This is a genomic window from Dietzia sp. JS16-p6b, from assembly GCF_003052165.1.
Taxonomy (GTDB): domain Bacteria; phylum Actinomycetota; class Actinomycetes; order Mycobacteriales; family Mycobacteriaceae; genus Dietzia.
On sequence record NZ_CP024869.1, the window covers coordinates 2079689 to 2106296 of the forward strand.

The window sequence follows — 26608 nt, forward strand, 5'->3', positions numbered from 1 at the left end:
CGACGGCCTACGGTGACCGCATGAACCCGGAGATCACGACCGCCGCCCCACCCGATCGGAACCGGCTGTTGGCCTTCGACCTCGAGACCACCGGGCCGGATCCCCGGACCGCGCACGTCGTCACCTCGGCCCTCCTCGCGATCGACGGACCCCGCAAGGTGGAACGCACCTGGCTGGCCGATCCCGGGATCGACATCCCGGAGGGCGCGACGGCGGTCCACGGCATCACGACCGCCCGGGCCCGCACCCACGGACGTCCGCATGCGGAGGTGGTGGCCGAGACCATCGCGGGCGTCCGGACGGGGTGGCGGGAGGGACGGACCCTGGTGGTGTTCAACGCGGCGTACGACCTCACCATCCTCAAGAGGTGGGACCCGTCGTTCGAGGTGCTCGGGCCGGTGGTCGACCCGTTCGTCATCGACCGCGCGGTAGACCCGTACCGGCGGGGCAAGCGCACCCTCGGGGCCCTGTGCGCGCACCACGGCGTGAGGGTGGACGGTGCACATGAGGCCGGTGCCGACGCGCTCGCGGCGGCCCGCCTGGCGTGGAAGCTTCTCGGCTCGCTCCCCGACCTGGCCGGTGCGGACTGGCGTGCGGTCAACGCACAGCAGGCGCTGTGGCACGAGGCGCGACAGCGGGATTTCGCCGCCTACCTCGAGAAGTCGGGCAAGGACGCCTCGGATGTCACCACGCAGTGGCCGGTCGCCCTCGACCGGCCCGACCCGGGACCAGCCGACCCGGGACCGACTACTCGGCCAGGCGCGGCGCGGCCTCGGCCACCCGACGCACAGACCCCAGTACCTCCCCTGGGGTGAGGTGTGGCGAGACCATGTCGTCGACGGTCGGGGTGAGGACCACCTGTCGCAGAACCGCGTACCGGGGTGCGCTCAGACGCTCGAGAAGCTCCAGGATCGCGGCGACACGATGTTCCACCTCCGGCCCGGACGACGGGGGCCTCGTCGACCCGGGCAGTCCCTCGAGCTGGAGGATCCGCCCGCCGTCGAGGACCGTCCCCGCGGCATCGAGAGCGGCATGGGAGCCACCCGAGTGGAGTGTGTCGGCCGCCACGCAGAGCCCGTCGAGGGGGGTCTCACCCTCGGGGGTACGGGTGATGGCGGCCCATCTGGCGGGCGCCTCGTCCCCACCACCCGATTGGACGCGGAGCATCACCTCCGCCACCCCGTTGCGCCGGAGGACGTCGGCGAACCGGCAGAGGGACAGCGACAGCCGGTCCTCGGCCACCGCCGGGATCGGGTCGAATCGGCTCGGTCCCGCGACGGAGCCGGCCGCCACGTGCCAGAGCATCGGCTCGTCGAGCACGATCCTCGCACCGGCGCCCAGGCGTGCAGCCAGCCGGGTGACGCGCGCCGCCACCCCTTCGGCTAGTGCCTCGGCGAGATCCCTCCGGGCCCCGCGATCGGTGAGGACCGGGGACCCGGCGGGCAGTTCCACCCGCGCGGCGAGCGACCAGGGGCCCAGCACCCGCACCACGAGGCGACGGTCCTCCGAGGCGCGGTCGACCTCGGGATCCCTCACCGATTCGTCTGCCTCCTCCAGCGCGTCGAGGTCACGGTCGAGCAGGTCGGACGCCGTCCGGGCGGGTCGCCCCGGTGAGCCCGCGAGGCGCCAGCCCCGGGTGGAGATGTCGACCGGGAGATCGGCGAGCATGGCCAGGGTCCTGCCCACCTGATCGGCTCCGAGCCCCCGGTCGGCGAGTTCCGGGAGGAACGGCATCCGGTGGCATTCACCGAGCACCACCCTCGCGGCCTCCCGGGGATCCGTTCCCCGCATGGGGCCCGGGCCGGTGAATCCCGGCACGATGGTGGTCACGGAGTGGTCGCGACCGGGACGGAGGCGGTGATCGTGCCGCTTCCCAGAACGCGGTCGCCGTCCGGCTCGGGTCGGTAGAGCACGGCGGCCTGGCCGGCGGCGACCCCGCGCACGGACTCGTCGAGCGAGATCTCCAACCGGGCGTCCGGACCGTCCCCCACCCGTCTGACGTATCCCGGAGTAGCCTCTCCGTGCGCACGGATCTGCACGTGGCACGCGGTCTCCCGGATACTCTCGTCCACCAACCAGTACGGCGAGGACGCGGTCATCGCCCGGGACAGCAGGTGCTCCGACCCCCGACGGTCACCGTCCCGGAGTCCGCGTCGATGGACGTCACGTATCTGGGTCGGCCGTCGGGCGCCGGCCCCGGCAACCCGAGTCCCTTGCGCTGCCCGATCGTGAACCCGTACACACCGTCGTGCCTGCCCAGTTCGTCGCCACTGTCGGCGTCGACCACCGCGCCGGGACGCAGCCCGATCCTCGCGCCGAGGAAGGCACGGGTGTCACCGGAGGGGATGAAGCAGATGTCGTGACTGTCGGGCTTGGACGCCACGGGCAGGCCGGACGACTCGGCCTCGGCCCGGACCTCGGACTTGAAGGAGTCCCCCAGCGGGAACATCGAGTGCGCGAGTTGTCGAGGGGTCAGCACACCCAGGACATAGGACTGGTCCTTGCCGGGATCGACCGCGCGGCGCAGGACCGGGCGCGACTCGCCCGAGTCCGTCGCCTCGACGGACAGGCGGGCATAGTGTCCGGTGGCCACCGCGTCGAACCCGAGCGCCATCCCCCGGTCGAGGAGGGCCTCGAACTTGATCCGCTCGTTGCACCGCAGGCACGGATTGGGGGTCTCGCCCCGGGAGTACGACTCGACGAAGTCGTCGATCACGTCCGCCCTGAACCGCTCCGCGAAGTCCCACACGTAGAACGGGATGCCCAGCAGATCAGCCACCCGGCGTGCGTCACCCGCGTCCTCACGCGAACAGCAGCCGCGGGAACCGGTCCGCAGCGTCGCCGGGTCCGCACTCAGGGCGAGGTGCACACCCACCACCTCGTGACCGGCGGCCACGGCTCGTGCGGCGGCGACGGCGGAATCGACTCCCCCGCTCATGGCGGCGAGGACCCTCACGACGTCGTCACCCCGGTGCCGATCAACCCGAGGCCCGCGACGCGGGCCCTCTCGGCCGCAGGGGCCAGGGCGGCGATCGCCGCCTCCACGTCCTCCTCGGTCGTGGTGTGGCCGAGACTCAGTCGGAGACTGCTCCTCGCGGCCGCGTCCCCCGCGCCCAGGGCGAGCAACACGTGGCTGGGCTCGGCCACCCCCGCCGTACACGCCGAGCCGGTGGAGCACTCGATCCCCGCGGCATCGAGCAGCAGGATCAGGGATTCCCCGGAGCAGCCCGGGAAGGTGAGATTGGCGATCCCCGGCAGCCTCTGCCCACCTCCGTTGGCCACGGCGTCCGGGACCGTGGCGAGGACGCCCGCGACCAACCGGTCCCGCAGGCGTTCCAGGCGGATCGCCTCGGCCTCCATGTCCCGGACGGCCTCGTCGAGGGCAGCGGCCATCGCGACGACCCCCGGGACGTCCACCGACCCGGACCTGAGATCCCGCTCCTGGCCTCCGCCGAAGCCCACCGGGAGACACGCGGCGCCGCGGTCGATGATGAGCGCTCCGACCCCGAGGGGGCCACCGAACTTGTGGGCGGACAGACTCAGGGACGTCACACCGAGGGCGCCGAAGTCGACCGGGATGTGTCCGACGGCCTGTACCGCATCGGTGTGGACCGCCGCGCCGGCGGCGGTGGCGACGGCCGCCACCCCGGCGACGTCGCTGAGGGTGCCGATCTCGTTGTTGCCGAGCATGACGGCGACGAGGGCCAGGCGCTCCCCCACCTCGTCCAGCACACCGCGGACCGAGTCGGGCGCGACGGCCCCGCACCGATCCACCGGCAGCACACGGACGTCCATACCCCCGCCGCGTGAGGTGGCCAGGTGCGCGGCGGAGTCGAGAACCGAGTGGTGTTCGGTCGCCCCGACGGCCACGACGTCGCCGCTCGAGGCGGCAGCCTGACCCAGTACCGCGAGGTTGTCGGACTCGGTCCCCCCGGAGGTGAACACGACCTCGGAGGGCCTGCAGCCGAGGTGGGCGGCCAGTGATTCGCGGGCCTCCTCGAGCCGACGCCGCGCGTGCCGGCCGGCTCCGTGCAGAGAGGAGGCGTTACCGACGCTCGCGGCGGCCTCGACATAGGCGGCCAGAGCCGACTGACGCATCGGGGTGGTCGCGGCGTGGTCGAGATAGTGCGCTGTGCGGATCGTGAGCATGACGTCGGCAAGAATACGCCCGAACGCACCGGACCCCGGCACCGCAGGGGTGCCGGGGTCCGGTGGATGCCGTTCGACGCCGTGACGCCGCCCTCACTTACGGGCGTTGATGGCCTCGGTGAGCTGCGGGGCGACAGCGAACAGGTCGCCGACGATGCCGTAGTCCGCGATCTCGAAGATCGGGGCCTCCTCGTCCTTGTTGACGGCGACGATCGTCTTGGACGTCTGCATTCCGGCACGGTGCTGGATGGCGCCCGAGATGCCGAGGGCGATGTACAGCTGCGGCGAGACGGTCTTACCCGTCTGACCGACCTGGAACTGACCCGGGTAGTACCCCGAGTCGACGGCGGCACGCGACGCACCGACCGCGCCCTTGAGCGAGTCCGCCAACGGCTCCACGACCTCTTCGAACTTCTCGGCCGACCCCACGCCACGGCCACCCGCGACGACGACGGTGGCCTCGGTGAGTTCCGGACGGTCGCCGCCGACGATCGGGTTGCGGGAGATCACCCTGGCGGCGTTCTCGGGCTCGGGGACGTCGATCTCGACGACCTCACCCGCACCGGCGCTGGGCACGGCCTCGACGGCACCCGGACGCAGCGTGTAGATGGGCGTGTCGCCGGCGACGGTCGCCTCGACCGTGAACGCGCCGCCGAAGATCGAGTGGACGGCGGAGCCGTCGGACTTGATCTCGACGACGTCGCAGAGGGTGCCGGAGCCGGTGCGGGCGGCGAGCCGACCCGCCACCTCCTTGCCCTCGAACGTGGCGGCCAGGACGATCGCCGCCGCGCCCTGCTCCGCGAGCCCGGCGAGGACGTCGACCTTCGGGGTGACGAGGTAGTTCTGCACCGCGTCGCCCTCGGCCACGTAGATCTTCTCCGCGCCGGCCTCCTTCAGGGCGTCGGTGAGCGCCGCGGCGGTGCCGGTCTCACCGAACACGACGGCGGACGGCTCGCCGAGCGCACGTGCGGCGGTGAGCAGCTCGAGGGTGACCTTCTTGAGTTCGCCGTCGACGTGCTCGACCGCGACGAGGACTTCAGCCATGGTGGATTCTCCTTGGAAAACTGTGGTGGGAGTCGTTCGGGGTGAGCGCGATCAGATGAGCTTCTGCGCCACGAGGTACTTGGCGACCTCGTTGCCGCCCTCGCCCTCGTCGTTGAACTTCTCACCGGCGCTGCGCGGCGGCTTGGGGACGGAGGAGATCACGGTGGACGCGGCGTTGTCCTTGCCCACCTGGCCGGGCTCGACGTTGGTGTCGGCGAGCGTCAGGACCTCGACCGGCTTCTTCTTGGCGGCCATGATGCCCTTGAAGGAGGGGAACCGCGGCTCGTTGATCTTCTCGCCGACCGACACGACGCACGGCAGCGACGCCTCGATCTCGAAGACGCCCTCGTCGGTCTCGCGCTCGCCCTTGATCGTCCCGCCGGAGACCTCGAGGGTGCGCATGTGCGTGACCTGCGGCAGGCCCAGGTACTCGGCGATGATGGCCGGGACACTGCCCATGCGGCCGTCGGTGGCCTCGTTGCCACAGATGACCAGTTCGGTGCCCTCGATGGTGCCCAGCACGTTGGCGATGGCCCACGCGGTCTGGACCACGTCCGAGCCGTGGAGCGCCTCGTCGTTGAGGTGGACGGCCTTGTCCGCGCCCATCGACAGGGCCTTGCGGATCGCCTCGGTGGCGCGGTCGGGACCGGCGGTCAGGACGGTCACCTCGCCCCCTCGGCCTCCTTGATCTGGAGTGCCTGCTCAACGGCCTTCTCGTTGATCTCGTCGAGGACCGCGTCCGCGGCCTCGCGGTCCAGGGTGAAGTCCCCATCCGAGAGCTTGCGCTCCGAGTAGGTGTCCGGAACCTGCTTGATCAGTACGACGATGTTCGTCATGGGCCTGCGTCGACCTCCTGCGAGTCGGGGCTGGGTGCGTTCCGAACTGACCGGGCGCACCGGATTGTGGTCCTGGGGACAACAATAACGCCACCCGGGCCCTCACCGCAGGAGCGGGGCCGTCAGTAGCGCAGGGGCGGGCGTCTCAGTTGATGCGCGTGTCCCACCCCGCCCACGCCGCGTCGCGCAGTTCGTTCTTGCGGACCTTGCCGGTGGAGGTCCGTGGCAGGGCCTCGGTGATCTCCACCGCCCCCGGCACCTTGTACCGGGCGATCCTCGTCCGGCAGTGGTCGATCACACCGTCCTCGTCGAGTCCGGACCCGGGCCTGACCACGACGTAGGCCTTGGGGCGCTCTCCCCACTTCTCGTCGGGCATCGAGACGACGGCGCAGTCGACCACGTCGGGGTGCGCCACGATCGCCTGCTCGACCTCGATCGTCGAGATGTTCTCGCCTCCGGAGACCACCACGTCCTTGGCCCGGTCGAGCAGCTGGACGTACCCGTCCGGGTGCATCACCCCGAGATCGCCCGAGTGGAACCACCCGCCGGCGAACGCGGCGGCGGTGGCCTCGGGGTCGGCGAAGTACCCCTTCATCACCCCGTTGCCGGTCATGACGACCTCCCCCATCGTCACACCGTCCGCGGGGACGTCCACGAGGTGCTTCTCCCCGGGGCTGGTCCGCTCGACCACCCGGACAGTCTCGGCGTGGATCATCGCCACGCCCTGCCTGGACTTCAGGCTGGCCCGCTCGTCCGGGTCCAGCTCCGTCCACCCGGGCTGGGGCGTGCACACCGTGAACGGCCCGTAGGTCTCCGTCAGTCCGTAGACCTGCGTCACGTCGATGCCCAGGTCCTCGAACCGTCGCAGGATCGTGGGCGAGGGCGGCGCACCGGCCGTGACCATGCGGATCCCCTCCACCGGCCGGGCCGCCGGATCGTCGGCGATCGTGCTCAACACCGCCGGGGCGCCGGCGAGGCGGTTGATCCCCTCCTCGTCGAACAGTCTCCAGATCTCCTCGCCCCGGACGGCGCGCAGGCACACATGGGTGCCCATCGCGCCGGTCAGGGCCCACGTGGTGCACCAGCCGTTGCAGTGGAACATCGGGAGCGTCCACAGATAGCGGGAGTCCGCGTCGAGCCCCTGGGTGATGATCTCTCCGAGCGCGTTGAGGTAGGCGCCACGGTGGGTGTACATCACGCCCTTCGGGCGTCCCGTGGTCCCCGAGGTGTAGTTGACGGCGATGACGGAGTCCTCGTCCTCCACCGTCCACGACACCGGCTGCGGGGAGGCCAGCGCGAGGCTCTCCTCCAGTGCCTCGGCGCGGGGGCCGAAGCGGGCGGGGTCCGGTTGGGTGCCGTCGGCGTCGGGGGTCACCAGGATCAGGCTGATCGACTCCGGTATCTCGTTCCCCAGCCCGTCCAGGAGTCCGGCGTCGGCGATGAGCACCGAGATCCCCGCGTGCTCGACGATGTAGGAGACCTCCGGCGGCGCGAGACGGGTGTTGAGCGCCACGACCGCTCCGCCGGCGAGCGGGACCGCGAACTGCGCCAGGAGCGCCTCGGCGGAGTTGGGGGCGAGGACCCCGACGCGCTCTCCCCTGGCGACCCCGCGCATCCGCAGTAGGGAGGCCAGGCGTGTGGTCCGGTCGGCGAACTCGGCGTAGCTCTGCCGGCGGGGCCCGTCCACCACAGCGGTCGCGTCAGGGGACACGCTCGCGGCCTTCTCCAGGAAGCCGAGGGGTGTGAGAGCGGTGTCGAGTCCAGAACTGGCTGCCATCGCGCGGGGTCCGCCTCTCGTGGGGTCGTCCGGTGACCCGGTCTCGGGTGATCACGGTCACGGTAACCGCGGCCGGTCTCGCGCACCGGCGGATTGCGCCCCGGTCCCCCCGGCGCCGCCCCTCGGACTACGCTCTCCCGTGACGATCTGACGTGAAGGGGACCTCCAGGTGGCACCGGCATCGATTCCGCGGCGGGCCGCACCGACCGTACGGGCTCTGCTGGTGGGTGCTGTCGCGGTCGGGCTCGCCGCGGGGTGCGCGTCCCACACCGAGAGCGGTGGCGCCCGCCTGGAGCAGGCCGAGAGCTGGTCGTCCGTCGCCGGCGGCCCCCCGAACTCCGGACGCGCGCATGCATCGGTCTCCGATTCTCCGACGCTGGTCTGGTCACGACCGTTGGGGGCGCCCGCGACCGGGGTCGCCGGTTCGGACGGTATCGGCTCCTTCTTCCAGGCGACCGTCTCCGAGCAGGGCTGCAACCTCTTCGCACTCACCGCCGACGACGGACGCAAGCGGTGGTGCCTGCGCCTACCGACGCACGGACCGCGCATCACCGCGACCGTCGACGGCCGAGGGTCCCTCTTCGTTCCCCTCTACGGCGGGGTGGGTGCGGTGTCGGCGGAGGGTGAGAACCGGTGGTTCGCCCGGACCAGGGGCATCCCCACCACCATCACGCTGCTCGACAACCGCAACCTCCTGACGATCTCCCACCTGGGGATCGTCCGGGTGATCAACACACAGACCGGGCTGGACGCCTCGTCCGAGCTGCCGGTCGCCGGTGAGATCGCACCGTCCGATCCGGGGTTCGGGTCGCCGTGGTGCGGCATCGGCGAACGCGGTTGTCCCGTGCCCGGCCCGGCCGCGGTCGACACGGCGACCGGGACCGCCTATCTCACCGCGTGGGCACCAGGGGCCCCGGCCCCCGACCTGGTCGCCGTGAAGTTCACCGCGGGGGACGCGGGGCGGCTGGAAGTGCTGTGGCGCACCGGGCTCCCCGAGGGGCGGCTCGGGGTCCCGGTGGTCCTGTCGGACGACCGGGACGAGGTCTACCTGCACTCCGAGGACGGCGCCCTGTCCGCCTACTCGACCGCCGACGGGTCACCCGTGTGGTCCTCCCCGATCGGATACCGACCCGACACGCCCCCCGCCCTGCTGCCGGACGGCACGCTGGTGACCGGTGGTCGCACCTCGACCGTGTGGAGGGGTCAGGACGACGACCACGCCGCCGACGCGGGCCCCGCGCCCGTGGTGGCCGTCCGCGGGGAGGACGGGCAGGGGGGTGAGGTGTGGCGGCGCGACGACCTGCGCCAGCTCACCAACCCCGCCGCCACCGCCGACGGACGGGTGCTGGTGGCGGTGAGGTCGGGCGGGAGCGACGACGAGCCGGGGATCGCCCTGCTCCTGATCGATGGTGACGACGGCAGCACCCTGCACGAGATCGAGGTCCCGGCCGCCACGGGTCCGGTCTCCGGACTGAGTGTGGACGACGACGGCCGCATCGCGCTCACGACCGCGGTCGGTGCGGTCTATCTCTACGAGTGAACGCCGGCGGGCTGATCGGTCCGCGGCCCGCACACGAACACCACGGCGGACCTGCCGATCCTCGTCACCACCAGCGCGAGCGGGCGGGAGCCGCCCGGGGCCAGGGACCGCCGCAGCACGTCCGGGTCCGTGTCCACCCCGCGGACCAGGATCTCCAGTGACCCGCAGTCCCGGCGCCTGAGGACCTTCCGGAGTTCCTTGCGGTCGAGCCGGCACCGCTCCAGCACCTCGAACCCCGTGTAACCGGCCGGGATGTGGGGCCCGGTCAGGTGGGCGATCCGGGGGTCGAGCTGACGGAGCCCGTGACGGCGGGCCCAGTGCCGCACCAGGCCGGCCCGGACGACCGCCCCGTCGGGATCGACGATGAACCGGTCCGCCTCCCCGTGGGCGTCGACCTCGTCGTCGTCCTCGTCCGTCACCACCTCCGCATGGACCGCGAGGCCGTCCGCGACCAGCCGCGGTGCCCCCCACGGTGCGGGCGCGCCGGCCCCGGTGGTGCGCACCACGGTCGCGCGGCGCCGCGCCCGGCCGGACAGGCCCGTCGACCACAGACACGCCTCGCGCACCGACCCGTCCAGTGAGACGAGTTCGACCTCCCCCGGGTGGTCGAGACCGGAGGTGTCCAGACCGGGCGCACACTTGATCGCGTAGTCCGCGCCGCGCGCCACGGCCAGGAGGTCCGGCAGCGGTGGGCTGAGCCGGCCGGGGTCGTGGATCCGGCGGCCGCCGGACCGTCGGGCGGGGTCGGCGAGCAGCACGGCGTCGCGGCTGGGCGGGGCGAGGGCGTCCGCCACGCACACCAGCGCGTCCGGCACGTTGTGCGCGGCCATCCGGGCCCTGACCCGGTCGAGATCGGAACCGACGACGCGGTCGGCGGTCCGCACCAGCTCGCCCAGTTCGGCCCCCACCGAGCACGTGACGTCGTGGACGTCCCGACCCGCCAACCGCGCGGCCCGCAGTGCGGCGACGGGCCAGGCGGTGGCCTGCTGCACCGCGTCCTCCGTCAGGAGCATCCGGTCCGCCCCCCGGATGCGACCGTCCGCGCGGCGGCGCGCGGTGACGAGGTCGATCGCCGCGGCGGCGTGGCCGGCGTCGGCCCTCCTGACGGCGGCCGTCGAGGCGACGAGGCGGTCACGGGACCAGTCCAACCCGGCGGTCAGCTCGATCAGGTCCCGGCCGGCGGTGGTGAGCAGGAAGTCGAGGTCCTCCGGGGTCACCGGCCCACCACCTACCTGCCGCCCGGCGCGATGGACCGGGTCGTGGCGAGGAGTTCGGAGACGTCGGCCGCCGCCGCGAGACCGGCCAGGACGTCGAGGGTCGGCCGCAGCATGCCCAACCGTCCGAGGGTGCCCGCTGTCGCGGCGTCGTCGGCGCGCATCCATCCCGCCGCGCGCGCCTCGCTCGTGCCGGCGTCCGGTTCCACACCCGCCGGCACCGCGGCGACGAAGAACAGCGTGTCGTACCGGCGGGGGGGTCCCGGCGGGGTGGTCCAGCGGTCCCACGGACGCAACAGGTGAGCGGACAGGATCAGCCGGTGTTCCCCGAGAAGCGAGTCCAGATCGCCCTCCCCCGCTGCCAGCGCGCAGCGCTCCTCGGGTCCGGGACCGGGTGCGCCACCGGGACGGGGCCGCCCGGTCGCCGCCGGGTCGGACGCACTCCGGCCGGTCACGGTCTGGTCGGTCACCGTCTGGTCGGGCTCGGCCAGCAGCACACCGGTCTCCTCGAAGAGCTCCCGCACCACGCCCCGGACGGCCGCGGCCGCGCGGGCGTCGTCGATCCCGAACGCCTCGGCCCACCAGCCCGGATCCGGGCCCCGCCAGGGCCTCGAGCCCCGGTAGTCACGCGGTTCCACGCCGCCTCCGGGGAAGACGGACATACCGGCCGCGAACTGCATGGTGGCCACGCGGTGCTGCAGGAACACCTCGACTCCCCCGCCCACTCGGGCGTCACGCACCAGGGCCACCGTGGCGGCCTCGCGGACCGGGACGTCCGCGGGTGAGGTCGTCACGGGGTCGCAGACGCGGCTCATGGACGCCGGTGCCGGCCGGACCGACGCGCCCGACGGGCGAAGAACCGTCCGTCGATGGCGTCGACGACGATCGACTGTGCGAAGGCGCGGCTGAGGTTCTCGGAGGTGATCACGTCGTCGATCAACCCGGTGGCCGTCACCCCGCCCTCCGAGAGCAGCATCGCGTGGGTGAAACCCGGGGGGATCTCCTCCACGTGGTGGGTCACCAGCACCGTGGCCGGGGCGTCGGGGTCGAGAGCCATGTCCGCCAGACGGGCGACCAGATCCTCCCGGCCACCCAGATCGAGGCCCGCTCCGGGTTCGTCCAGCAGGAGAAGTTCCGGATCGGTCATCATCGCGCGGGCGATCAGCACCCTCTTGCGTTCGCCCTCCGACAGGGTCCCCCAGGTGCGGTCGGCCAGGTGCTCGCCCCCGATCATCTCCAGGGTGTCCGCCGCGCGGTCGAAGTCGGCCCGGTCGTAGGCCTCCCGCCACCTCCCCAACACGGCGTACCCGGCGGAGACCACCAGGTCCTCGACCACCTCGTCGCCCGGGATCCGGCCGGCCACCGCGGCGGACGACAACCCCACCCGGCTCCGGAGTTCGGTGACCTCGGTGCGACCCAGTTGCTCACCGAGGATCACCGCCGAGCCGGTGCTCGGGTACTCGAGCGCCGAGGCGATGCGCAGCAGCGAGGTCTTGCCCGCACCGTTGGGCCCCAGGACGACCCATCTCTCGTCCAGCTCCACCTGCCAGGTGACGGGTCCCACGAGCGTCCGCCCGTCCCTCCGGAGCGAGACGTCGGTCAGATCCAGGACGAGGTCGGGGTCGGTCTCGATAGGCGTTCTCACGACCCCCATCTAACCCCCTCCCCGGTGGCCGGGTGCCGAGGAACACGGCACGAGCGCGTGAACACCCACGCCACGCCCCTGCCGGATCGGCGCCCGCTTCGATAGCGTCGTGTCGTAGAGGCGTCCACACCCCGGAGCCCGCAGCCGAGAGGAGCACCGACGTGAACGACCGTCTGGCCATCGACGAGGTCCGCCCCCTGGTCTCCTGTGGGAGGTTCCCCGCCAAGTCGGTCGTGGGTGAGGTGCTGCCGATCTCGGCGACCGTGTGGCGGGAGGGCCACGACGCGCTGTCGGCGAGCCTGGTGGTCCGCCGACCCGGTGGCGCCTCCTCCCGCACGACGATGGTCCCCGGGAAGGAGGCGGACACCGTCCACGCGCTCCTGACCACCGACGCCCCCGGGATGTGGTCGTTCCGCGTCGAGGCGTGGTCCGACCCGTTCGCCACGTGGAACAGCGGCATCGTCAAGAAGATGGACGCCGGCCAGGGCGCCGACGTCCTGGGTAACGAGTTCGAGGTGGGCGCGCGGGTCCTGGACGCCGGTGCCGCGCAGGCGGCGGCGTCGGGCGACACCGACCGTGCCGCGCTCCTGACGGAGGCGGCCACCGCGCTCCGCGGCACCGGGGACGCCGGGACACGGACGTCGCTGGCGCTGTCCGGCGAGGTCGCGGCCGCGATGGCCGCGGGGCCCGTCCGCGAGCTCGTGACGCCCGGTCAGACCCACCGCGTGTGGGTCGACCGCCGTGAGGCCCAGTTCAGCTCCTGGTACGAGTTCTTCCCCCGCTCCACGGGCGGGTGGGACGAGCGGGGTCGGCCGGTCCACGGCACCTTCGCGACCTCGCGCGGCTACATCGACCACGCGGCCGACATGGGCTTCGACGTCGTCTACCTGCCTCCGATCCACCCGATCGGGGTGATCAACCGCAAGGGCCGGAACAACTCCCTCACCCCGGAGGAGGGGGACGTCGGGTCGCCGTGGGCCATCGGCTCGGCGGACGGTGGCCACGATGCCGTGCACCCGGACCTCGGCACGATCGAGGATTTCCGCGAACTGGTCGAGTACTCCACCTCTCGCGGCGTTGAGATCGCCCTGGACCTGGCGTTGCAGTGCGCTCCGGACCACCCGTGGGCGCAGGCCCACCCGGAGTGGTTCACGGTGCTCCCCGACGGCCACATCGCGTACGCCGAGAACCCACCCAAGAAGTACCAGGACATCTACCCCGTCAACTTCGACCTCGACCCCGAGGGGATCTACGCCGAGGTGCTCCGGGTGGTGCGCCTGTGGACCTCCCTGGGCGTACGGATCTTCCGGGTGGACAACCCGCACACCAAACCCGCGGATTTCTGGAGCCGCCTGATCGCGGAGGTCAAGCGCACCGAGCCGGACGTGCTTTTCCTCGCCGAGGCCTTCACCCGCCCGGCCCGTCTGTTCGGGCTCGCGAAGCGGGGTTTCTCGCAGTCCTACACGTACTTCACATGGAAGACCACGAAGTCCGACCTCATCGAGTTCTGCGAGCAGTTGCTGGCGCACGTCGATGAAGCCCGGCCGAACATGTTCACCAACACCCCGGACATCCTGCACGAGTCGCTGCAGCGCGGAGGTCCTGCGATGTTCGCGATCCGGTCGGCGCTCGCGGCCACGCTCAGCCCGGCGTGGGGTGTGTACTCGGGCTTCGAGCTGTTCGAATGGCAACCCGTCGCCGACGGCAGCGAGGAGTACCTGGATTCGGAGAAATACGAACTCCGGCCCCGCGACTTCGCCGGCGCCGAGGCGGCGGGCCAGTCGCTCGCCCCGTGGCTGCGGACCCTGAACCGGATCCGTCGGGAGCACCCCGCCCTCCACCAGCTGCGCACACTGCGTTTCCACGACGTGGACAACGATCAGATCATCGCCTACTCCAAGATCGACCCCGCCACCGGTGACTGCGTCCTGACGGTCGTCTCCCTCGACTCACACGGGGTGCAGGAGGGCACCCTCAGGCTCGACATGGCCGCCCTCGGATACGACGACGACGCCCGGTTCAGCGTCCACGACGAGGTCTCCGGCAGCGAGTTCCACTGGGGCTCGAGCAACTACGTGCGACTCGAGCCGTGGACGGCGGTCGCGCACATCGTCGTGGTCCCACCCTGCGACGAAGCACGTAGGGTCGAACTGACCTACCGCACGCACATCGTGGATTGAGGGACAACGGCATGGCAAAGCACCACGGCGCGGGTCGACCCGCCTCCGGCAGACCCGCCACCGGCAGGCCCACCACCACGCCCGACCGGGTTCCTCCACCCGTCGACACGGCGGCCACCTGGCGGACGCCGGAGGACCTCGCCCGGGATACGTCGGGCCGGACCTCGGCTCCGACCGCACCGGTGGGTCCGGCGGGCGAGATCCCCCGCGACGAGTTCGACGCGCTCCGCTCGGGGACCCACCGCGACCCGCATTCGGTCTACGGTGCCCACCGGGCCGGCGGCGGTTCCGTCGTGCGGACCATGCAGCCCGGCGCCACCTCGGTGGAGATCGTGCTCGGCTCCCGCACCGTCCCGATGGAACCGCTCGGCGACGGCGTGTTCGGGGCGATGATGGACGAGCCGGATGTCCCGGACTACCGGTTCCACGTCACCTACCCGGACGGACACACCCGGACCGTCGCGGACGGGTACAGGTTCCTGCCCACCCTGGGCGAGATGGACCTCCACCTGATCAACGAGGGGCGTCACGAGCGATTGTGGACCGTCCTCGGGGCGCACGTCCGCACGTACGACACCCCCGGCGGTCCTGTCACCGGCACGTCGTTCGCCGTCTGGGCCCCGAACGCCCGGGGAGTCAGCGTGGTGGGCGACTTCTGCGGGTGGAACCCCGTCGCCCTGCCCCTGCGCGCGATCGGCGCCTCCGGGGTGTGGGAGGTGTTCGTCCCCGACGTCGCCGACGGCGCGGTCTACAAGTACTGCGTCCGCGGCGCCGACGGCCGGACCGTCGACCACGCCGATCCGCTGGCCGTGGCCACCGAGGTGCCGCCCGCGACAGGGTCCAGGGTCTTCACGTCCGGGTACGCGTGGAACGACGACGAGTGGGTGTCCACCCGCGCGACCCGTGACCACTCCCGGTCCCCGATGACGGTACTCGAGGTCCACGTGGGCTCCTGGCGGCCGGGGCTGGGCTACCGGGAGTTCGCCCACCAGTTGGCCGACCACGTGGCCGAGACCGGCTTCACCCACGTCGAACTCATGCCCGTCGCCGAGCACCCCTTCGGCGGTTCCTGGGGCTATCAGGTCTCCTCCTACTACGCCCCCACCAGTCGCTTCGGATCACCGGACGACCTGCGCTATGTGGTCGACCACCTGCACTCGCGCGGCATCGGCGTGCTCATGGACTGGGTCCCCGCACACTTCCCCAAGGACGAGTGGTCCCTCGGCCGCTTCGACGGCACCCCGCTCTACGAACACGCGGACCCCCGCCGCGGTGAACAGCCCGACTGGGGCACCTACGTCTTCGACTTCGGCCGTCACGAGGTCCGGAACTTCCTGGTCGCCAACGCGTTGTACTGGGCCGAGGAGTTCCACGTGGACGGTCTGCGCGTGGACGCCGTGGCCTCGATGCTCTACCTGGACTACTCGCGCAACGAGGGCGAGTGGACCCCCAACCGCTACGGCGGGCGGGAGAACCTCGAGGCGATCTCGTTCCTGCAGGAGGTCAACGCGACCGTGCAGCGGGAGCACCCGGGATTCCTCATGATCGCGGAGGAATCGACCTCCTGGGGCGGCGTCACCGCCCCGACCGAGACCGGCGGGCTCGGGTTCTCCATGAAGTGGAACATGGGGTGGATGAACGACACCCTGCGGTACGTCGGACTCGACCCGGTCTACCGGGGCCACCACCACGGCGAGATCACGTTCTCGCTGATGTACGCCTGGAGTGAGCGCTTCGTGCTCCCGCTCAGCCACGACGAGGTGGTGCACGGCAAGGGATCGATGTGGCAGCGCATGCCGGGTTCCTCGTGGGACCGGGCGGCCGGGTTGCGGGGGCTCTACGCCTACATGTGGGCACACCCGGGCAAGAAGCTCCTCTTCCAGGGACTGGAGTTCGGCCAGGTCGGCGAGTGGAACGACGAACAGGGCGTCACCTGGGGGACCTCGAGGGCTGGGAGGGCGAGTACCACCGTGGCATCCTCGCCTCGGTCCGCGACATGAACGCCCGCTACGCGGAGAACCCCGGCCTCTGGTCGCTCGACGACGACCCGTCGGGATTCTCGTGGATCGATGCCAACGACGCCGACCACAACGCCCTGTCGTTCCTGCGTACGGATCACTCCGGCAGCATCATCGCCTGTGTGGTGAACTTCTCGGGCAGCGCCCTGCACGACTACCGGATCGGTCTCCCCGAGGCCGGGTTCTGGGAGGAGATCCTCAACACCGACGCCGCGGCCTACGAGGGATCCGGTGTCGGCAACCTCGGCGGTGTCGACGCCGAGGATCGGCCACACCACGGCCGCACGCACTCGGCGGGCATCACCGTCGGTCCCCGCGCCACGATCTGGTTGCGCCACACCCGCTGACGGCGGGCGAGACGCCTCAGTACAGCGCGTTGGCGAGGTTGCGGCGGGCGTCCAGGACCCGCGGGTCGTCCGTCGGGAGCGACTCGAGGAGATCGACCAGCCGGGACCGGAGCACCGCCCGGTCGTCGCCCCCGCTCACCCGGATCGCGTCGACGAGGACCGCGAACGCCGACTCGTACTCTCCTCCCACCAGGGCCCTGTCGGCCGCCCGAAGGGCCGCGGGAACCGTGCCCTCGCCGGCATCGGCCTCCTCGGCCGCACGACGAGCGGCCTGCACGTACCTCAGCGCCTCGAGGAGCGAGTGGTCCCGCGGGCGGGAGTCCACCAGCGCGGCGAAGCGCTCCTCCGCGGTGTCCAGCTCGCCGCCCGCGAGTGCGTCCTCGGCGGCGTCGCGTTCGGGGTCGGCCGGATCGTCCGGCTCCCCGGTGTCCGCGGACCCGGGCACTCCGCTGAGCTTTCCCTCCGTGGCCTGGAGGACTGCCGCGATCCACTGACGCAGGGCGTCCTCGGGCTGCTCCCCCTCGAAATCCGCCAGCGGCCGCCCCGCCGCGACGGCGACGACGGTCGGGACCGCCCGCGCCTGGAACGCCTGGGCGATCCCCGGGGAGGAGTCCACGTCGACGACCGCGTGCACCCACTGACCGCCCCCCTCCTCGGCCAGCGAGGACAGCAGGCTGGTCAGTACCGTGGGTGCCCGGCGGGACATGAGTTCGACGATCACGGGGACCTGGGTCGACCGGACCAACACCTCCTGCTCGAAGGTCGCCTCGTCGACCTCGACCAGGGTCACCGGCCCCGTGCCCCCACCGGACGTGCGGGCGGCGGCGACGGGGTCGCGCTTCGCCTCCGCCCGCTTCTTCAGCCCCGACAGGTCGACGGCGCCGGCGAGGGAGGCCGCGAGCTTCTGCTCGGACGCGGACGGGGGTCGGTTACCTGGTCTCGTCACGCCTTCGATCCTGCCACGGCCGGTCCGATCGGGGGTCAGCTGGTCGCGGGCACGCGGATCAACAGAGCGTCACCCTGCCCACCACCACCGCACAGCGCGGCCGCCCCGAGGCCACCACCACGGCGGGCGAGCTCGAGCGCGAGGGTCAGGACGACGCGGTTGCCCGACACGCCGATCGGGTGACCGATCGAGATGGCACCACCGTTCACGTTCACCTGGTCGGGGCTCAGGTCGAGCATGCGGGTCGAGTGCAGTCCGACCGAGGCGAAGGCCTCGTTGAACTCGAACAGGTCGATGTCCTTCACGTCGACGTCCGCCCGCCTGCACGCGTCCAGTACCGCGTCCGCCGGCTGGTGCTGCAGGGTCGAGTCCGGGCCCGCGACGGTGCCGTACCCGACGATCTCGGCGAGGACCGGCCACCCCTCGGCCTCCGCGCGCGCGGCCGTGGTCACGATGACCGCCGAGGCGCCGTCGGAGATCTGCGACGAGGATCCCGCGGTGATGGTCCCGTCCTTCGAGAACGCCGGGCGGAGCTTGCCCATCGACTCCGCGGTCGACTCCGGACGGACCCCTTCGTCGGTCTCCACGACGGTGTCGCCCTTACGGCCCTTGACCGTCACCGGCACGATCTCGTCCGCGAAGCGGCCGGCCTCCGCGGCGGCGGCGGCACGCTGATGGGAGGTCGCGGCGAACTCGTCCTGGTGCTCGCGGGTGATCTCTAGCTCGACGTTGCGCGCCTCGGTGAGGGCGCCCATCGGCTGGTCGGTCGGAACGTCGTGCAGGCCGTCGTAGGCCATGTGGTCGAGGACCTCGATCGACCCGTACTTGTAGCCGGCGCGGCTCTTGGGCAGCAGATGCGGTGCCTGCGACATCGACTCCTGGCCCCCGGCCACGACCACCTCGGAGTACCCGGAGCGGATCGCCTGATCGGCGAGCGCGATCGCGGTCAGTCCGGACAGACACATCTTGTTGATGCTCAGCGCGTCGACCCGCTTGGGGATGCCCGCGGCGAGCGAGGCCTGACGAGCGGGCATCTGACCGTTTCCTGCGGAGAGCACCTGTCCCATGATCACCTGGTCGACGGCGTCCGGGGAGACACCGCCCCGCTCGAGGGCGGCGCTGATCGCGATGCCACCGAGCTCCGGGGCCGAGAGCGAGGACAGCCCGCCCTGGAGGCGGCCGAACGGGGTGCGGGCCCCGGAGACGATGACGGTGCGGGTGGAGTCGGCGGGCATTGCGGACCTTCCATTCGAGGGGCTGAACGTGTACACGCCAAACTACCGTCTCCACTCACCGACTACCGTGGTCCCCATGACCTCTACCCCAGCCGACCAGCCCCTACTGCCCTCCGAGCTCGTCGTGGCGATCGATCACGTCGGGGTGGCCGTCCCCGACTTCGATGCCGCCGTCACCTGGTACCGCGACAATCTCGGGTTGGAGAACCTCCACGAGGAGGTCAACGAAGAGCAGGGCGTGCGCGAGGCCATGCTCGGATCGCCGGAACGACCGGAGGGCGGTGCGCTGCTGCAGGTGCTCGCACCTCTGGACGACACCTCGACCATCGCCAAGTACCTCGACCGCAACGGACCGGGAATCCAGCAGATGGCGGTCCGGGTGACCGACATCGACGCGATCACGTCCCACCTCACCGGGCGGGGGGTGCGGGTGCTGTACCCCGCGCCGAAGAACGGGACAGCTGGTTCGCGGATCAACTTCATCCACCCCAAGGACGCGGGCGGCGTCCTGCTCGAACTGGTCGAGCCGGCCACCGGATCGCACTAGTACCCCGGGCTGGCGGCCCCGCTAGGGTGGGGTCATGTCGAGCACACAGATGCCCACCACGGGCGCCGACCCGTTCGCGGTGGTCCGCAGGGGCTTCGACCGCGAGCAGGTGACCTCAGCGCTCAAGCGCCTCGAGGCCGAGGTGGGCCTCCTCCGCGCCGACCGCGACGCCGCCGTCGAGAGGGCTGAACGGGCGGCGGCCGAGGCGGCCCGGGAACGGTCCCGGGCCGCGTCCCTCGAGGCCCGGGTCGCGGAACTCGGCCGGACCCCGGTCACCAACGAGCAGATGTCCGACCGGCTCTCCACCATGCTGTCCCTCGCTTCCGCCGAGGCCGAGTCGATGCGCGACGCCGCCCTCGCCGACGCCGACCGCATCCGGGCCGACGCCGAGGACGACGCGTGGAACCTCCGCGAATCGGCCCGACGAGACGCCGAGGCCGACCGCGGTGCCGCCGCCGCGGAGCTCACCGCTGCGCGAGATCGCGCCGCCGCGGTGCGCTCGGAACAGGCCGGGATCCTCGAGGCGGCGCGCTCGAGGGCGGAGGCGATCGTCCTCGCCGCCGAGCGCGAGGCCGGCAGGCTCGACCTCGAGGCCGCCCGCCGTCGCGATCTGATCGACGAGGATCACCGGATCGCCTCCGACGCGAGGAGGACGCGGTCCCTGCTCGAGGACCGGAACCGACGGGAGGCGTCGGAGGCCGCCGCAGAGGCCGTCCGGCGGGAGGCCGAGAAGCAGGCTCGCGGGACGATCGACCGGGCCGCCTCCGAGGCGGCGGCTCTCGTCTCGAAGGCGCGTGCCCACGTCGAGCAGCTGACGTCGCTTCGCGAGCAGATCGTCGCCGATCTCGCGACGATCCGAGCCCGGCTGGAACCCATCCCCGGCCGCCTCGAGGACATTCCGCCCCTGCCCGCCGATCCCCTTCTCGACGAGTCGCGGCGTGACGATCGTCGGTTCAGCTCCACCGACGGGTGAGGCCGCGGCTCGCCCTCCCGGACCAGCATCCGCTGTGCCAGTGGCGCCGGTCGTCCTCGCCGCCCGGTCTGTCGGGCCACGCGACCACATGCGGGGAACCCGCGGTGATGACCTGATCACATCCCGGACAGCGATAGTGCTTCCCGGCTCGCGAGCCGGGCACACGCCGGACGTGGTAGTCGTCCGGATCCCCCGACGGGCCGGATTCCAGTGCGGCGCCCCCGAGGCCGTCCCTCCGGGGCGCCGGACGATCAGTCCCCGCGCGTCTGTGACGTCTCGACACCTGGCCCCCTCACCTCAGAACAGCCGGAGGTCCGTCGACTCGATGCCTCGGAGCGAGTCGTAGTCGAGCGTCACGCAGCGGATACCCCGGTCCTCGGCCAGGGTCCTGGCCTGCGGCTTGATCACCTGCGCCGCGAACACCCCTCTCACCGGGGACAACAACGGGTCCCGGTTGAGCAGTTCCAGATAGCGCGTGAGCTGTTCGACGCCGTCGATCTCACCGCGGCGTTTGATCTCGACCGCCACGGTCACGCCATCGGCGTCCCGTCCGAGGATGTCGACCGGCCCGATCGCCGTCATGTACTCGCGGCGGACCAGGGTGTATCCGGGGCCGAGAGTCTCCAGGTGCTCGGCCAGCAGTTCCTGGAGATGGGCCTCGACCCCGTCCTTGACCAGTCCGGGATCCATACCCAGCTCGTGACGGGAGTCGTGGTGGACCTCGGAGAGCGTGATCCGCAGCTGTTCACCGGCCTTGTTCTCCACCACCCAGAGCAGGTGCGCAGGATCCTCCGGATGCTCCTGCTCGACGAGCCAGCAGGGTGGCGTCATCCAGTTGAGGGGTTTGTACGCGCGGTCGTCGGCGTGCACGCTGACGGACCCGTCCGCCTTGAGCAACAGCAGCCTGGGCGCCATGGGGAGATGAGCCGTCAGACGGCCGACGTAGTCGACCTGACATGTGGCGACGACGAGACGCACGGATCCTCCTCAGATCGGGATTGTGCGGGACGACCCCCCGGACGGTCGTCGCCGAGCGCGGTCCTCGGGACCGTCACCGCCGTCGGCGGTCCGGGGAGCGGATCTGGTCGGTGGAGCAGGCCTCCACCCACGCCAACAACGCGGTCAGCTCGGCCGGACCCACACAGAGTTCGCCTTCTCTGATCCCGCGCCTGCGGTCGTGACCGGAGAAGGACACGATCACCTCACCCGACTCCGCGATATCGAGTTCGTGGCCGGTCGGTTGTCGCCGGGGGCCCAACTCGAGGCTCCGCCGGTCCAGCCGCACGTCCGCGCCGAACCTCACGCTGACCAACCGGTAGAAGGCCAGATCGGTATCGGAATACCTCACGGCGCCGTGGCGCCAGGACTCCTCACCGGCCCTCCTGACGAGGACCGAGGTGGCATTCCTGCGGACGACCACCAGGCGATACACCACGGCCGCGGCCACCGGGGCGAGGACGAGCAGGACGACGACACCGAGAATGATCCCGGGAATCGCCATCTACCCAACCCCTTCCGGTGGCCGCGGCCGTCAGGTCACGGGAGGACCGAATCGTACAGCTAGCTGCCGGCCTTCTCGACCGCCCGGAGACGACCGCGCGCGGCGGCGGCGGCCTGCTGGTCATCCCCGGCCTCGGACAGTGCGCGCTCGGCCTCGGCCCGGTCGATGGACTCCGCCCACTCCGCGGTCTCGCCGAGGATGCTGACCTTGTTCGCCGTCACGGAGAGGAACCCGCCCTGCACCGCGGCGACCTTCTTGCCCTCGTCCGTGTAGACCGTCACGGTGCCGCCGGCATCCAGCTCGCCGAGCAGCGGCTCGTGCCCGGACTGGATACCGATCTCGCCCTCGGTGGTCTTGGCGACCACCATGGTGGCGGTGCCGGACCAGAAGCGTTGCTCGACCGTGACGAACTCGACCTCGATGTCAGCCATGGTCAGCGGTCACTTCCCCGAGAGCTTCTTGGCGGCCGCCTCAACGTCGTCCAGACCGCCGATACCGTTGAACGCCTGCTCCGGGAGATGGTCCAGCTCGCCCTTGCACAGCTTGTCGAACGCCTCGATGGTGTCCGACAGCGGGACGACCGAACCGACCTGCCCGGTGAACTTCTCCGCGACCAGGAAGTTCTGGCCGAGGAAGCGCTCGAGGCGACGGGCCCGCTGAACGGTGACCTTGTCCTCCTCGGAGAGCTCGTCCATGCCGAGGATGGCGATGATGTCCTGGAGCTCCTTGTACTTCTGCAGGATCTGGATGACGTTCTGAGCCACCCGGTAGTGCTCCTCCCCCACGATGCCCGGCTCCAGGATGCGGGAGGTCGAGGTGAGCGGGTCGACGGCCGGGTAGATGCCCTTCGAGGCGATCGAGCGGGAGAGCTCGGTGGTCGCGTCGAGGTGGGCGAACGTGGTCGCCGGAGCGGGGTCGGTGTAGTCGTCGGCGGGGACGTAGATCGCCTGCAGCGAGGTGATCGAACGGCCACGCGTCGAGGTGATCCGCTCCTGCAGCATGCCCATCTCGTCCGCGAGGGTCGGCTGGTAACCGACGGCGGACGGCATGCGACCGAGCAGGGTCGAGACCTCGGAACCGGCCTGCGTGAAGCGGAAGATGTTGTCCACGAACAACAAGACGTCCTGCCCCTGGACGTCGCGGAAGTACTCGGCCATGGTCAGCGCCGAGAGTGCGACGCGCATACGCGTCCCCGGCGGCTCGTCCATCTGGCCGAACACCAACGCGGTGTCCTGCAGGACGCCCATCTCCTCCATCTCGAGGAAGAGGTCGGTGCCCTCACGGGTGCGCTCACCGACGCCGGCGAACACGGAGGTGCCGGAGAACTCGCGGGCGATACGGGTGATCATCTCCTGGATCAGCACGGTCTTGCCGACGCCGGCACCACCGAACAGGCCGATCTTGCCACCCTTGACGTACGGGGTGAGGAGGTCGATGACCTTCACGCCGGTCTCGAGGATCTCGGTCTTGCCCTCGAGCTGGTCGAAGGCGGGCGGCTCGCGGTGGATACCCCACTGCTCACCGTCACGGCCGGTGCCGGGCGCGTCGAGGCAGTCGCCGAGGGCGTTGAAGACGTGGCCCTTGACGACGTCGCCCACGGGGACCGAGATCGGCTTACCCGAGTCGACGACCTCCGCGCCACGGACGAGTCCGTCGGTCGACTGCATGGAGATGCAGCGGACCATGTTGTCGCCGAGATGCTGGGCGACCTCGAAGGTCACCGTCTTGGCCACGGCCTCCAGGGTGATCTCGGTGGTCAGGGCGTTGAAGAGGGCCGGGAGGGCGCCGCGCGGGAACTCCACGTCGACGACCGCGCCCAGGACGCGGGCGACCCGACCGGTGAGACCGGCCGTGCCCGTCGTGCTCTGATCGGTAACAGCTGTGGTCATTGCTTAGTCACTTCCTGCGCTAGCGGCGAGCGCACCAGCGCCACCGACAATCTCGCTGATTTCCTGGGTGATCTGTGCCTGGCGGGCCTGGTTGGCCTCGCGGCTCAGGCCTTCCACCAGTTCGGTCGCGTTGTCCGTCGCGGACTTCATGGCCGTGCGTCGCGCGGCCGATTCCGATGCCGCCGACTCGAGCAGCGATGCGAACGCCCGCGTCGACATGTACCTCGGGAGGAGGTTGTCGAGGAGGGTATCCGCGTCGGGCTCGAACGTGACTTCGGGCTTGAAGTCCGTCTTGGACGTGTCGAGCATGTCCTCGCCCAGATCCAGCTCCTCGACCTCGACACGGGTCTCGATCGGGGCCAGACGCCTCGCACGCGGCGTCTGCGTGAGCATGGACTTGAACTGGGTGTAGACGATGTGGACCTCGTCGACGCCCTTGCGGGTGGTGTCGCCGGTGTAGTCGCTGCCGAGGAACTCCGTCGCGTCGAACGTCGCCTCTCCCCCGGCCGCGAACGCGGCGGACAGGAGCTGGAAGGCCGGACGGGCCTCCTGGTAGTCGGGCTTCTGGGAGTGCCCGTGCCACGATCCCGCCAGTTCGATCTCGCGGAACGTGTAGTACACGATGCCCTTGTTGCCCAGCACGTAGATGTCGACCTCGCGGCCGGACTCCTCGAGGAACGCGATGAGTTCGGCGGCCTCCTTGAGGACGTTGTGGTTGTACCCACCACACATCCCGCGGTCCGACGTCACCACCAGCACGGCCGAGCGCGTAGCGTCCTCCGGCTCGTTGAGCATCCTGTGCTGGACCGACGACGCGCTGGCGAGATCGGTCAGGATGGCGGTGATCTGATCGGCGAAGGGCTGAGCGGCCTCGACCCTCGCCTGGGCCTTGGAGATCTGCGAGGTGGCGATCAGCTCCTGGGCCTTGGTGATCTTCTTGGTCGAGTTGACGGACTTGATCCGGTCGCGCAGTTCACGCATGTTCGCCATTACTTCAGATCACTCTCCTCTCGGCCTTGAATCGGATGGCTGTCATCTCGAGGCCTCAGGCCTTCTTCTTCTTGGTGACCGTGAGGGTCTCACGATCGATCTCGTCCTCCGAGAGCGCCTCGGCCTCGGGCTCGTTGACCACGCGGGAACCGTCGGAGGCGACGAAGCCCTCCTTGAACTCGTTGGTCTTGGCCTCGAGTGTCGCCTTTGACTCGTCGGAGAGAGCGGCGCCGCCGTCGATCTGGCTGTAGACGTCGGCCGCGGAGTGCCGCAGGCTCTCGAGCAGCTCGCCCTCGAACCGACGGACGTCCTCGACGGGGACCGTGTCGTAGAAGCCCTCGCCGGCGAGGTAGATCGAGACGATCTGGTCCTCGACCGCCACCGGGGAGTTCTGGTCCTGCTTGAGGATCTCGACCAGACGCTGACCGCGCTCGAGCTGCGCCTTGGACGCGGCGTCGAGGTCGGAGGCGAAGGTCGCGAACGACTCGAGGTCGCGGTACGCGGCCAGGTCGAGACGCAGGGACCCGGAGACCTTCTTCATGCCCTTGGTCTGGGCGGCGCCGCCGACGCGGGAGACGGAGATACCGACGTTGACGGCGGGGCGCACACCGCGGTTGAACAGATCCGACTCGAGGAAGACCTGGCCGTCGGTGATGGAGATGACGTTGGTCGGGATGAACGCGGAGACGTCGTTGGCCTTGGTCTCGATGATCGGCAGGCCGGTCAGCGAGCCCCCGCCCATGTCGTCGGAGAGCTTGGCGCAGCGCTCGAGCAGCCGCGAGTGCAGGTAGAAGACGTCACCCGGGTAGGCCTCGCGGCCCGGCGGGCGGCGCAGCAGCAACGAGATCGCGCGGTAGGCGTCGGCCTGCTTGGACAGGTCGTCGAACACGACCAGGACGTGCGCGCCCTCGTACATCCAGTGCTGGCCGATGGCCGACCCGGTGAAGGGGGCGAGCCACTTGAAGCCGGCGGAGTCGGAGGCGGGGGCCGCGACGATGGTGGTGTACTCCATCGCGCCGTGCTCCTCGAGCGTCGCCTTGACGCCCGCGATGGTCGAGCCCTTCTGGCCGATCGCGACGTAGATGCAGCGCAGCTGCTTGGTCTTGTCGCCCGACTCCCAGTTGGCCTTCTGGTTGAGGATCGCGTCGATGCAGACCGCGGTCTTGCCGGTCTTGCGGTCGCCGATGATCAGCTGACGCTGTCCGCGGCCGATGGGGGTCATGGCGTCGATGGCCTTGATGCCGGTCTGCATCGGCTCCTCGACGGGCTGACGCTCCAGGACCGACGGCGCCTGGAGCTCGAGTGCGCGGGTTCCCGCGGACTCGATCTCGCCGCGGCCGTCGATGGGCTTGCCGAGCGGGTTGACCACACGGCCGAGGAAGCCGTCGCCGACGGGGACGGAGAGGACGTCCCCGGTGCGGCGCACCTCCTGGCCCTGGGCGATCTCGTCGAAGTTGCCGAGGATGACCGCGCCGATCTCCCGGTCCTCGAGGTTCAGTGCGACACCGAGGATCCCGCCGGGGAACTCCAGCAGCTCGTTGGCCATCGCCGAGGGGAGGCCGCTGATGTGCGCGATGCCGTCACCGGTGTCGACGACGACGCCGACCTCCTCCTTCGTCGCGTCGGTCGAAACGGTCGAGGTGTAGTTCGCAATCGCGCTGCGGATCTCTTCGGAGGAGATCGTCAACTCCGCCATGTCATTCCTGCTCTCAAAGTCGGGATGTGCTTTATGGGTGTTTACGTGAGCCACTACCGCTGGAACACGGCCGAGTCGCAG

General features: G+C 70.8%; 21 protein-coding genes and 3 pseudogenes. 6 read left to right on the plus strand and 18 right to left on the minus strand.

Going from position 1 to position 26608, the window contains the following annotated elements:
* The first annotated feature begins 20 nt into the window (after window positions 1-20).
* A complete protein-coding gene (locus tag CT688_RS09490; RefSeq protein ID WP_107756701.1) occupies window positions 21-815 on the plus strand; it encodes an exonuclease domain-containing protein in 795 nt (264 codons plus the stop codon).
* On the opposite strand, the gene CT688_RS09495 is transcribed toward CT688_RS09490, so the two are convergent.
* The 6 genes and pseudogenes from CT688_RS09495 to CT688_RS09520 all read right to left on the minus strand — a co-directional run bounded on the left by CT688_RS09495 (window position 748) and on the right by CT688_RS09520 (window position 7806).
* Entirely contained in the window at window positions 748-1830 is a 1083-nt protein-coding gene (locus CT688_RS09495) for a cobalamin-independent methionine synthase (protein WP_107756702.1), read from the minus strand. The genes CT688_RS09490 and CT688_RS09495 overlap by 68 nt on opposite strands.
* Window positions 1827-2956, minus strand: a pseudogene (gene mnmA, locus CT688_RS09500) (tRNA 2-thiouridine(34) synthase MnmA). Before mnmA ends, CT688_RS09495 begins: the two are co-directional and overlap by 4 nt.
* On the minus strand, window positions 2953-4149 hold the full coding sequence (locus CT688_RS09505) for a cysteine desulfurase family protein (RefSeq protein WP_107756703.1): 1197 nt from the start codon (window positions 4147-4149) through the stop codon (window positions 2953-2955). The pseudogene mnmA and the gene CT688_RS09505 overlap by 4 nt, the downstream one beginning before the upstream one ends.
* Window positions 4150-4242: 93 nt before the next feature.
* Window positions 4243-5193: an electron transfer flavoprotein subunit alpha/FixB family protein gene (locus CT688_RS09510; RefSeq protein ID WP_107756704.1), complete on the minus strand. Its 951-nt coding sequence runs from the start codon at window positions 5191-5193 to the stop codon at window positions 4243-4245.
* Window positions 5194-5244: 51 nt separating this feature from the next.
* A pseudogene (locus tag CT688_RS09515) lies at window positions 5245-6029 on the minus strand (electron transfer flavoprotein subunit beta).
* 145 nt (window positions 6030-6174) lie between these two features.
* Window positions 6175-7806, minus strand: a complete 1632-nt coding sequence (locus tag CT688_RS09520; protein ID WP_107756705.1) for an AMP-binding protein — start codon at window positions 7804-7806, stop codon at window positions 6175-6177.
* A gap of 169 nt (window positions 7807-7975) precedes the next feature.
* On the opposite strand from CT688_RS09520, the gene CT688_RS09525 reads away from it, so the two are divergent.
* Window positions 7976-9346: a PQQ-binding-like beta-propeller repeat protein gene (locus CT688_RS09525; RefSeq protein ID WP_107756706.1), complete on the plus strand. Its 1371-nt coding sequence runs from the start codon at window positions 7976-7978 to the stop codon at window positions 9344-9346.
* Here CT688_RS09525 and CT688_RS09530 read toward each other — a convergent pair.
* Genes CT688_RS09530 through CT688_RS09540 form a run of 3 tightly spaced genes read right to left on the minus strand, consistent with a single transcriptional unit; the run spans window position 9337 to window position 12214 of the window.
* On the minus strand, window positions 9337-10563 hold the full coding sequence (locus CT688_RS09530; RefSeq protein ID WP_107756707.1) for an SAM-dependent methyltransferase: 1227 nt from the start codon (window positions 10561-10563) through the stop codon (window positions 9337-9339). The two genes, CT688_RS09525 and CT688_RS09530, sit on opposite strands and share 10 nt — an antisense overlap.
* An 11-nt stretch (window positions 10564-10574) precedes the next feature.
* Window positions 10575-11354 (minus strand): NUDIX hydrolase, encoded by a 780-nt coding sequence (locus CT688_RS09535; protein WP_231750272.1) that lies wholly within the window; start codon window positions 11352-11354, stop codon window positions 10575-10577.
* Between the two features lie 17 nt (window positions 11355-11371).
* Entirely contained in the window at window positions 11372-12214 is an 843-nt protein-coding gene (locus CT688_RS09540) for an ABC transporter ATP-binding protein (RefSeq protein WP_107756709.1), read from the minus strand.
* Between the two features lie 152 nt (window positions 12215-12366).
* On the opposite strand from CT688_RS09540, the gene CT688_RS09545 reads away from it, so the two are divergent.
* Entirely contained in the window at window positions 12367-14385 is a 2019-nt protein-coding gene (locus CT688_RS09545) for a maltotransferase domain-containing protein (RefSeq protein WP_107756710.1), read from the plus strand.
* An 11-nt stretch (window positions 14386-14396) separates the two neighbouring features.
* Window positions 14397-16750, plus strand: a pseudogene (gene glgB, locus CT688_RS09550) (1,4-alpha-glucan branching protein GlgB).
* Window positions 16751-16766: 16 nt separating this feature from the next.
* Here the strand turns inward: glgB and CT688_RS09555 are convergent.
* Both CT688_RS09555 and CT688_RS09560 read right to left on the minus strand, forming a co-directional pair.
* Window positions 16767-17696, minus strand: a complete 930-nt coding sequence (locus CT688_RS09555) for a tetratricopeptide repeat protein (protein ID WP_107756711.1) — start codon at window positions 17694-17696, stop codon at window positions 16767-16769.
* A 35-nt stretch (window positions 17697-17731) separates the two neighbouring features.
* Window positions 17732-18931: an acetyl-CoA C-acetyltransferase gene (locus tag CT688_RS09560; RefSeq protein WP_107756712.1), complete on the minus strand. Its 1200-nt coding sequence runs from the start codon at window positions 18929-18931 to the stop codon at window positions 17732-17734.
* A gap of 76 nt (window positions 18932-19007) precedes the next feature.
* Between CT688_RS09560 and mce the strand changes: the two genes are divergently transcribed.
* Both mce and CT688_RS09570 read left to right on the plus strand, forming a co-directional pair.
* Entirely contained in the window at window positions 19008-19478 is a 471-nt protein-coding gene (gene mce, locus CT688_RS09565; protein WP_107758119.1) for a methylmalonyl-CoA epimerase, read from the plus strand.
* Window positions 19479-19512: 34 nt separating this feature from the next.
* A complete protein-coding gene (locus tag CT688_RS09570) occupies window positions 19513-20451 on the plus strand; it encodes a hypothetical protein (protein WP_107756713.1) in 939 nt (312 codons plus the stop codon).
* Here the strand turns inward: CT688_RS09570 and CT688_RS17715 are convergent.
* The 7 genes from CT688_RS17715 to atpA form a co-directional block, all read right to left on the minus strand.
* A complete protein-coding gene (locus CT688_RS17715; protein WP_370446298.1) occupies window positions 20432-20734 on the minus strand; it encodes an ATP/GTP-binding protein in 303 nt (100 codons plus the stop codon). The two genes, CT688_RS09570 and CT688_RS17715, sit on opposite strands and share 20 nt — an antisense overlap.
* 14 nt (window positions 20735-20748) lie before the next feature.
* Window positions 20749-21429: an endonuclease NucS gene (gene nucS / locus CT688_RS09580; RefSeq protein WP_107756714.1), complete on the minus strand. Its 681-nt coding sequence runs from the start codon at window positions 21427-21429 to the stop codon at window positions 20749-20751.
* Between the two features lie 73 nt (window positions 21430-21502).
* Window positions 21503-21952, minus strand: coding sequence for a DUF2550 family protein (locus tag CT688_RS09585; protein WP_107756715.1), 450 nt, complete (start codon window positions 21950-21952; stop codon window positions 21503-21505).
* Window positions 21953-22011: 59 nt separating this feature from the next.
* Window positions 22012-22383 carry a F0F1 ATP synthase subunit epsilon gene (locus CT688_RS09590; RefSeq protein WP_095718299.1) on the minus strand — a complete coding sequence of 124 codons (372 nt, stop codon included), beginning with the start codon at window positions 22381-22383 and terminating at the stop codon, window positions 22012-22014.
* A 9-nt stretch (window positions 22384-22392) separates the two neighbouring features.
* A complete protein-coding gene (atpD, locus tag CT688_RS09595) occupies window positions 22393-23841 on the minus strand; it encodes a F0F1 ATP synthase subunit beta (protein WP_017837067.1) in 1449 nt (482 codons plus the stop codon).
* Window positions 23842-23844: 3 nt separating this feature from the next.
* Window positions 23845-24831, minus strand: coding sequence for a F0F1 ATP synthase subunit gamma (locus CT688_RS09600; protein ID WP_095718300.1), 987 nt, complete (start codon window positions 24829-24831; stop codon window positions 23845-23847).
* Between the two features lie 55 nt (window positions 24832-24886).
* Complete coding sequence (gene atpA, locus CT688_RS09605) at window positions 24887-26527, minus strand: F0F1 ATP synthase subunit alpha (protein ID WP_107756716.1); 1641 nt, start codon at window positions 26525-26527, stop codon at window positions 24887-24889.
* Between the last annotated feature and the right edge of the window lie 81 nt (window positions 26528-26608).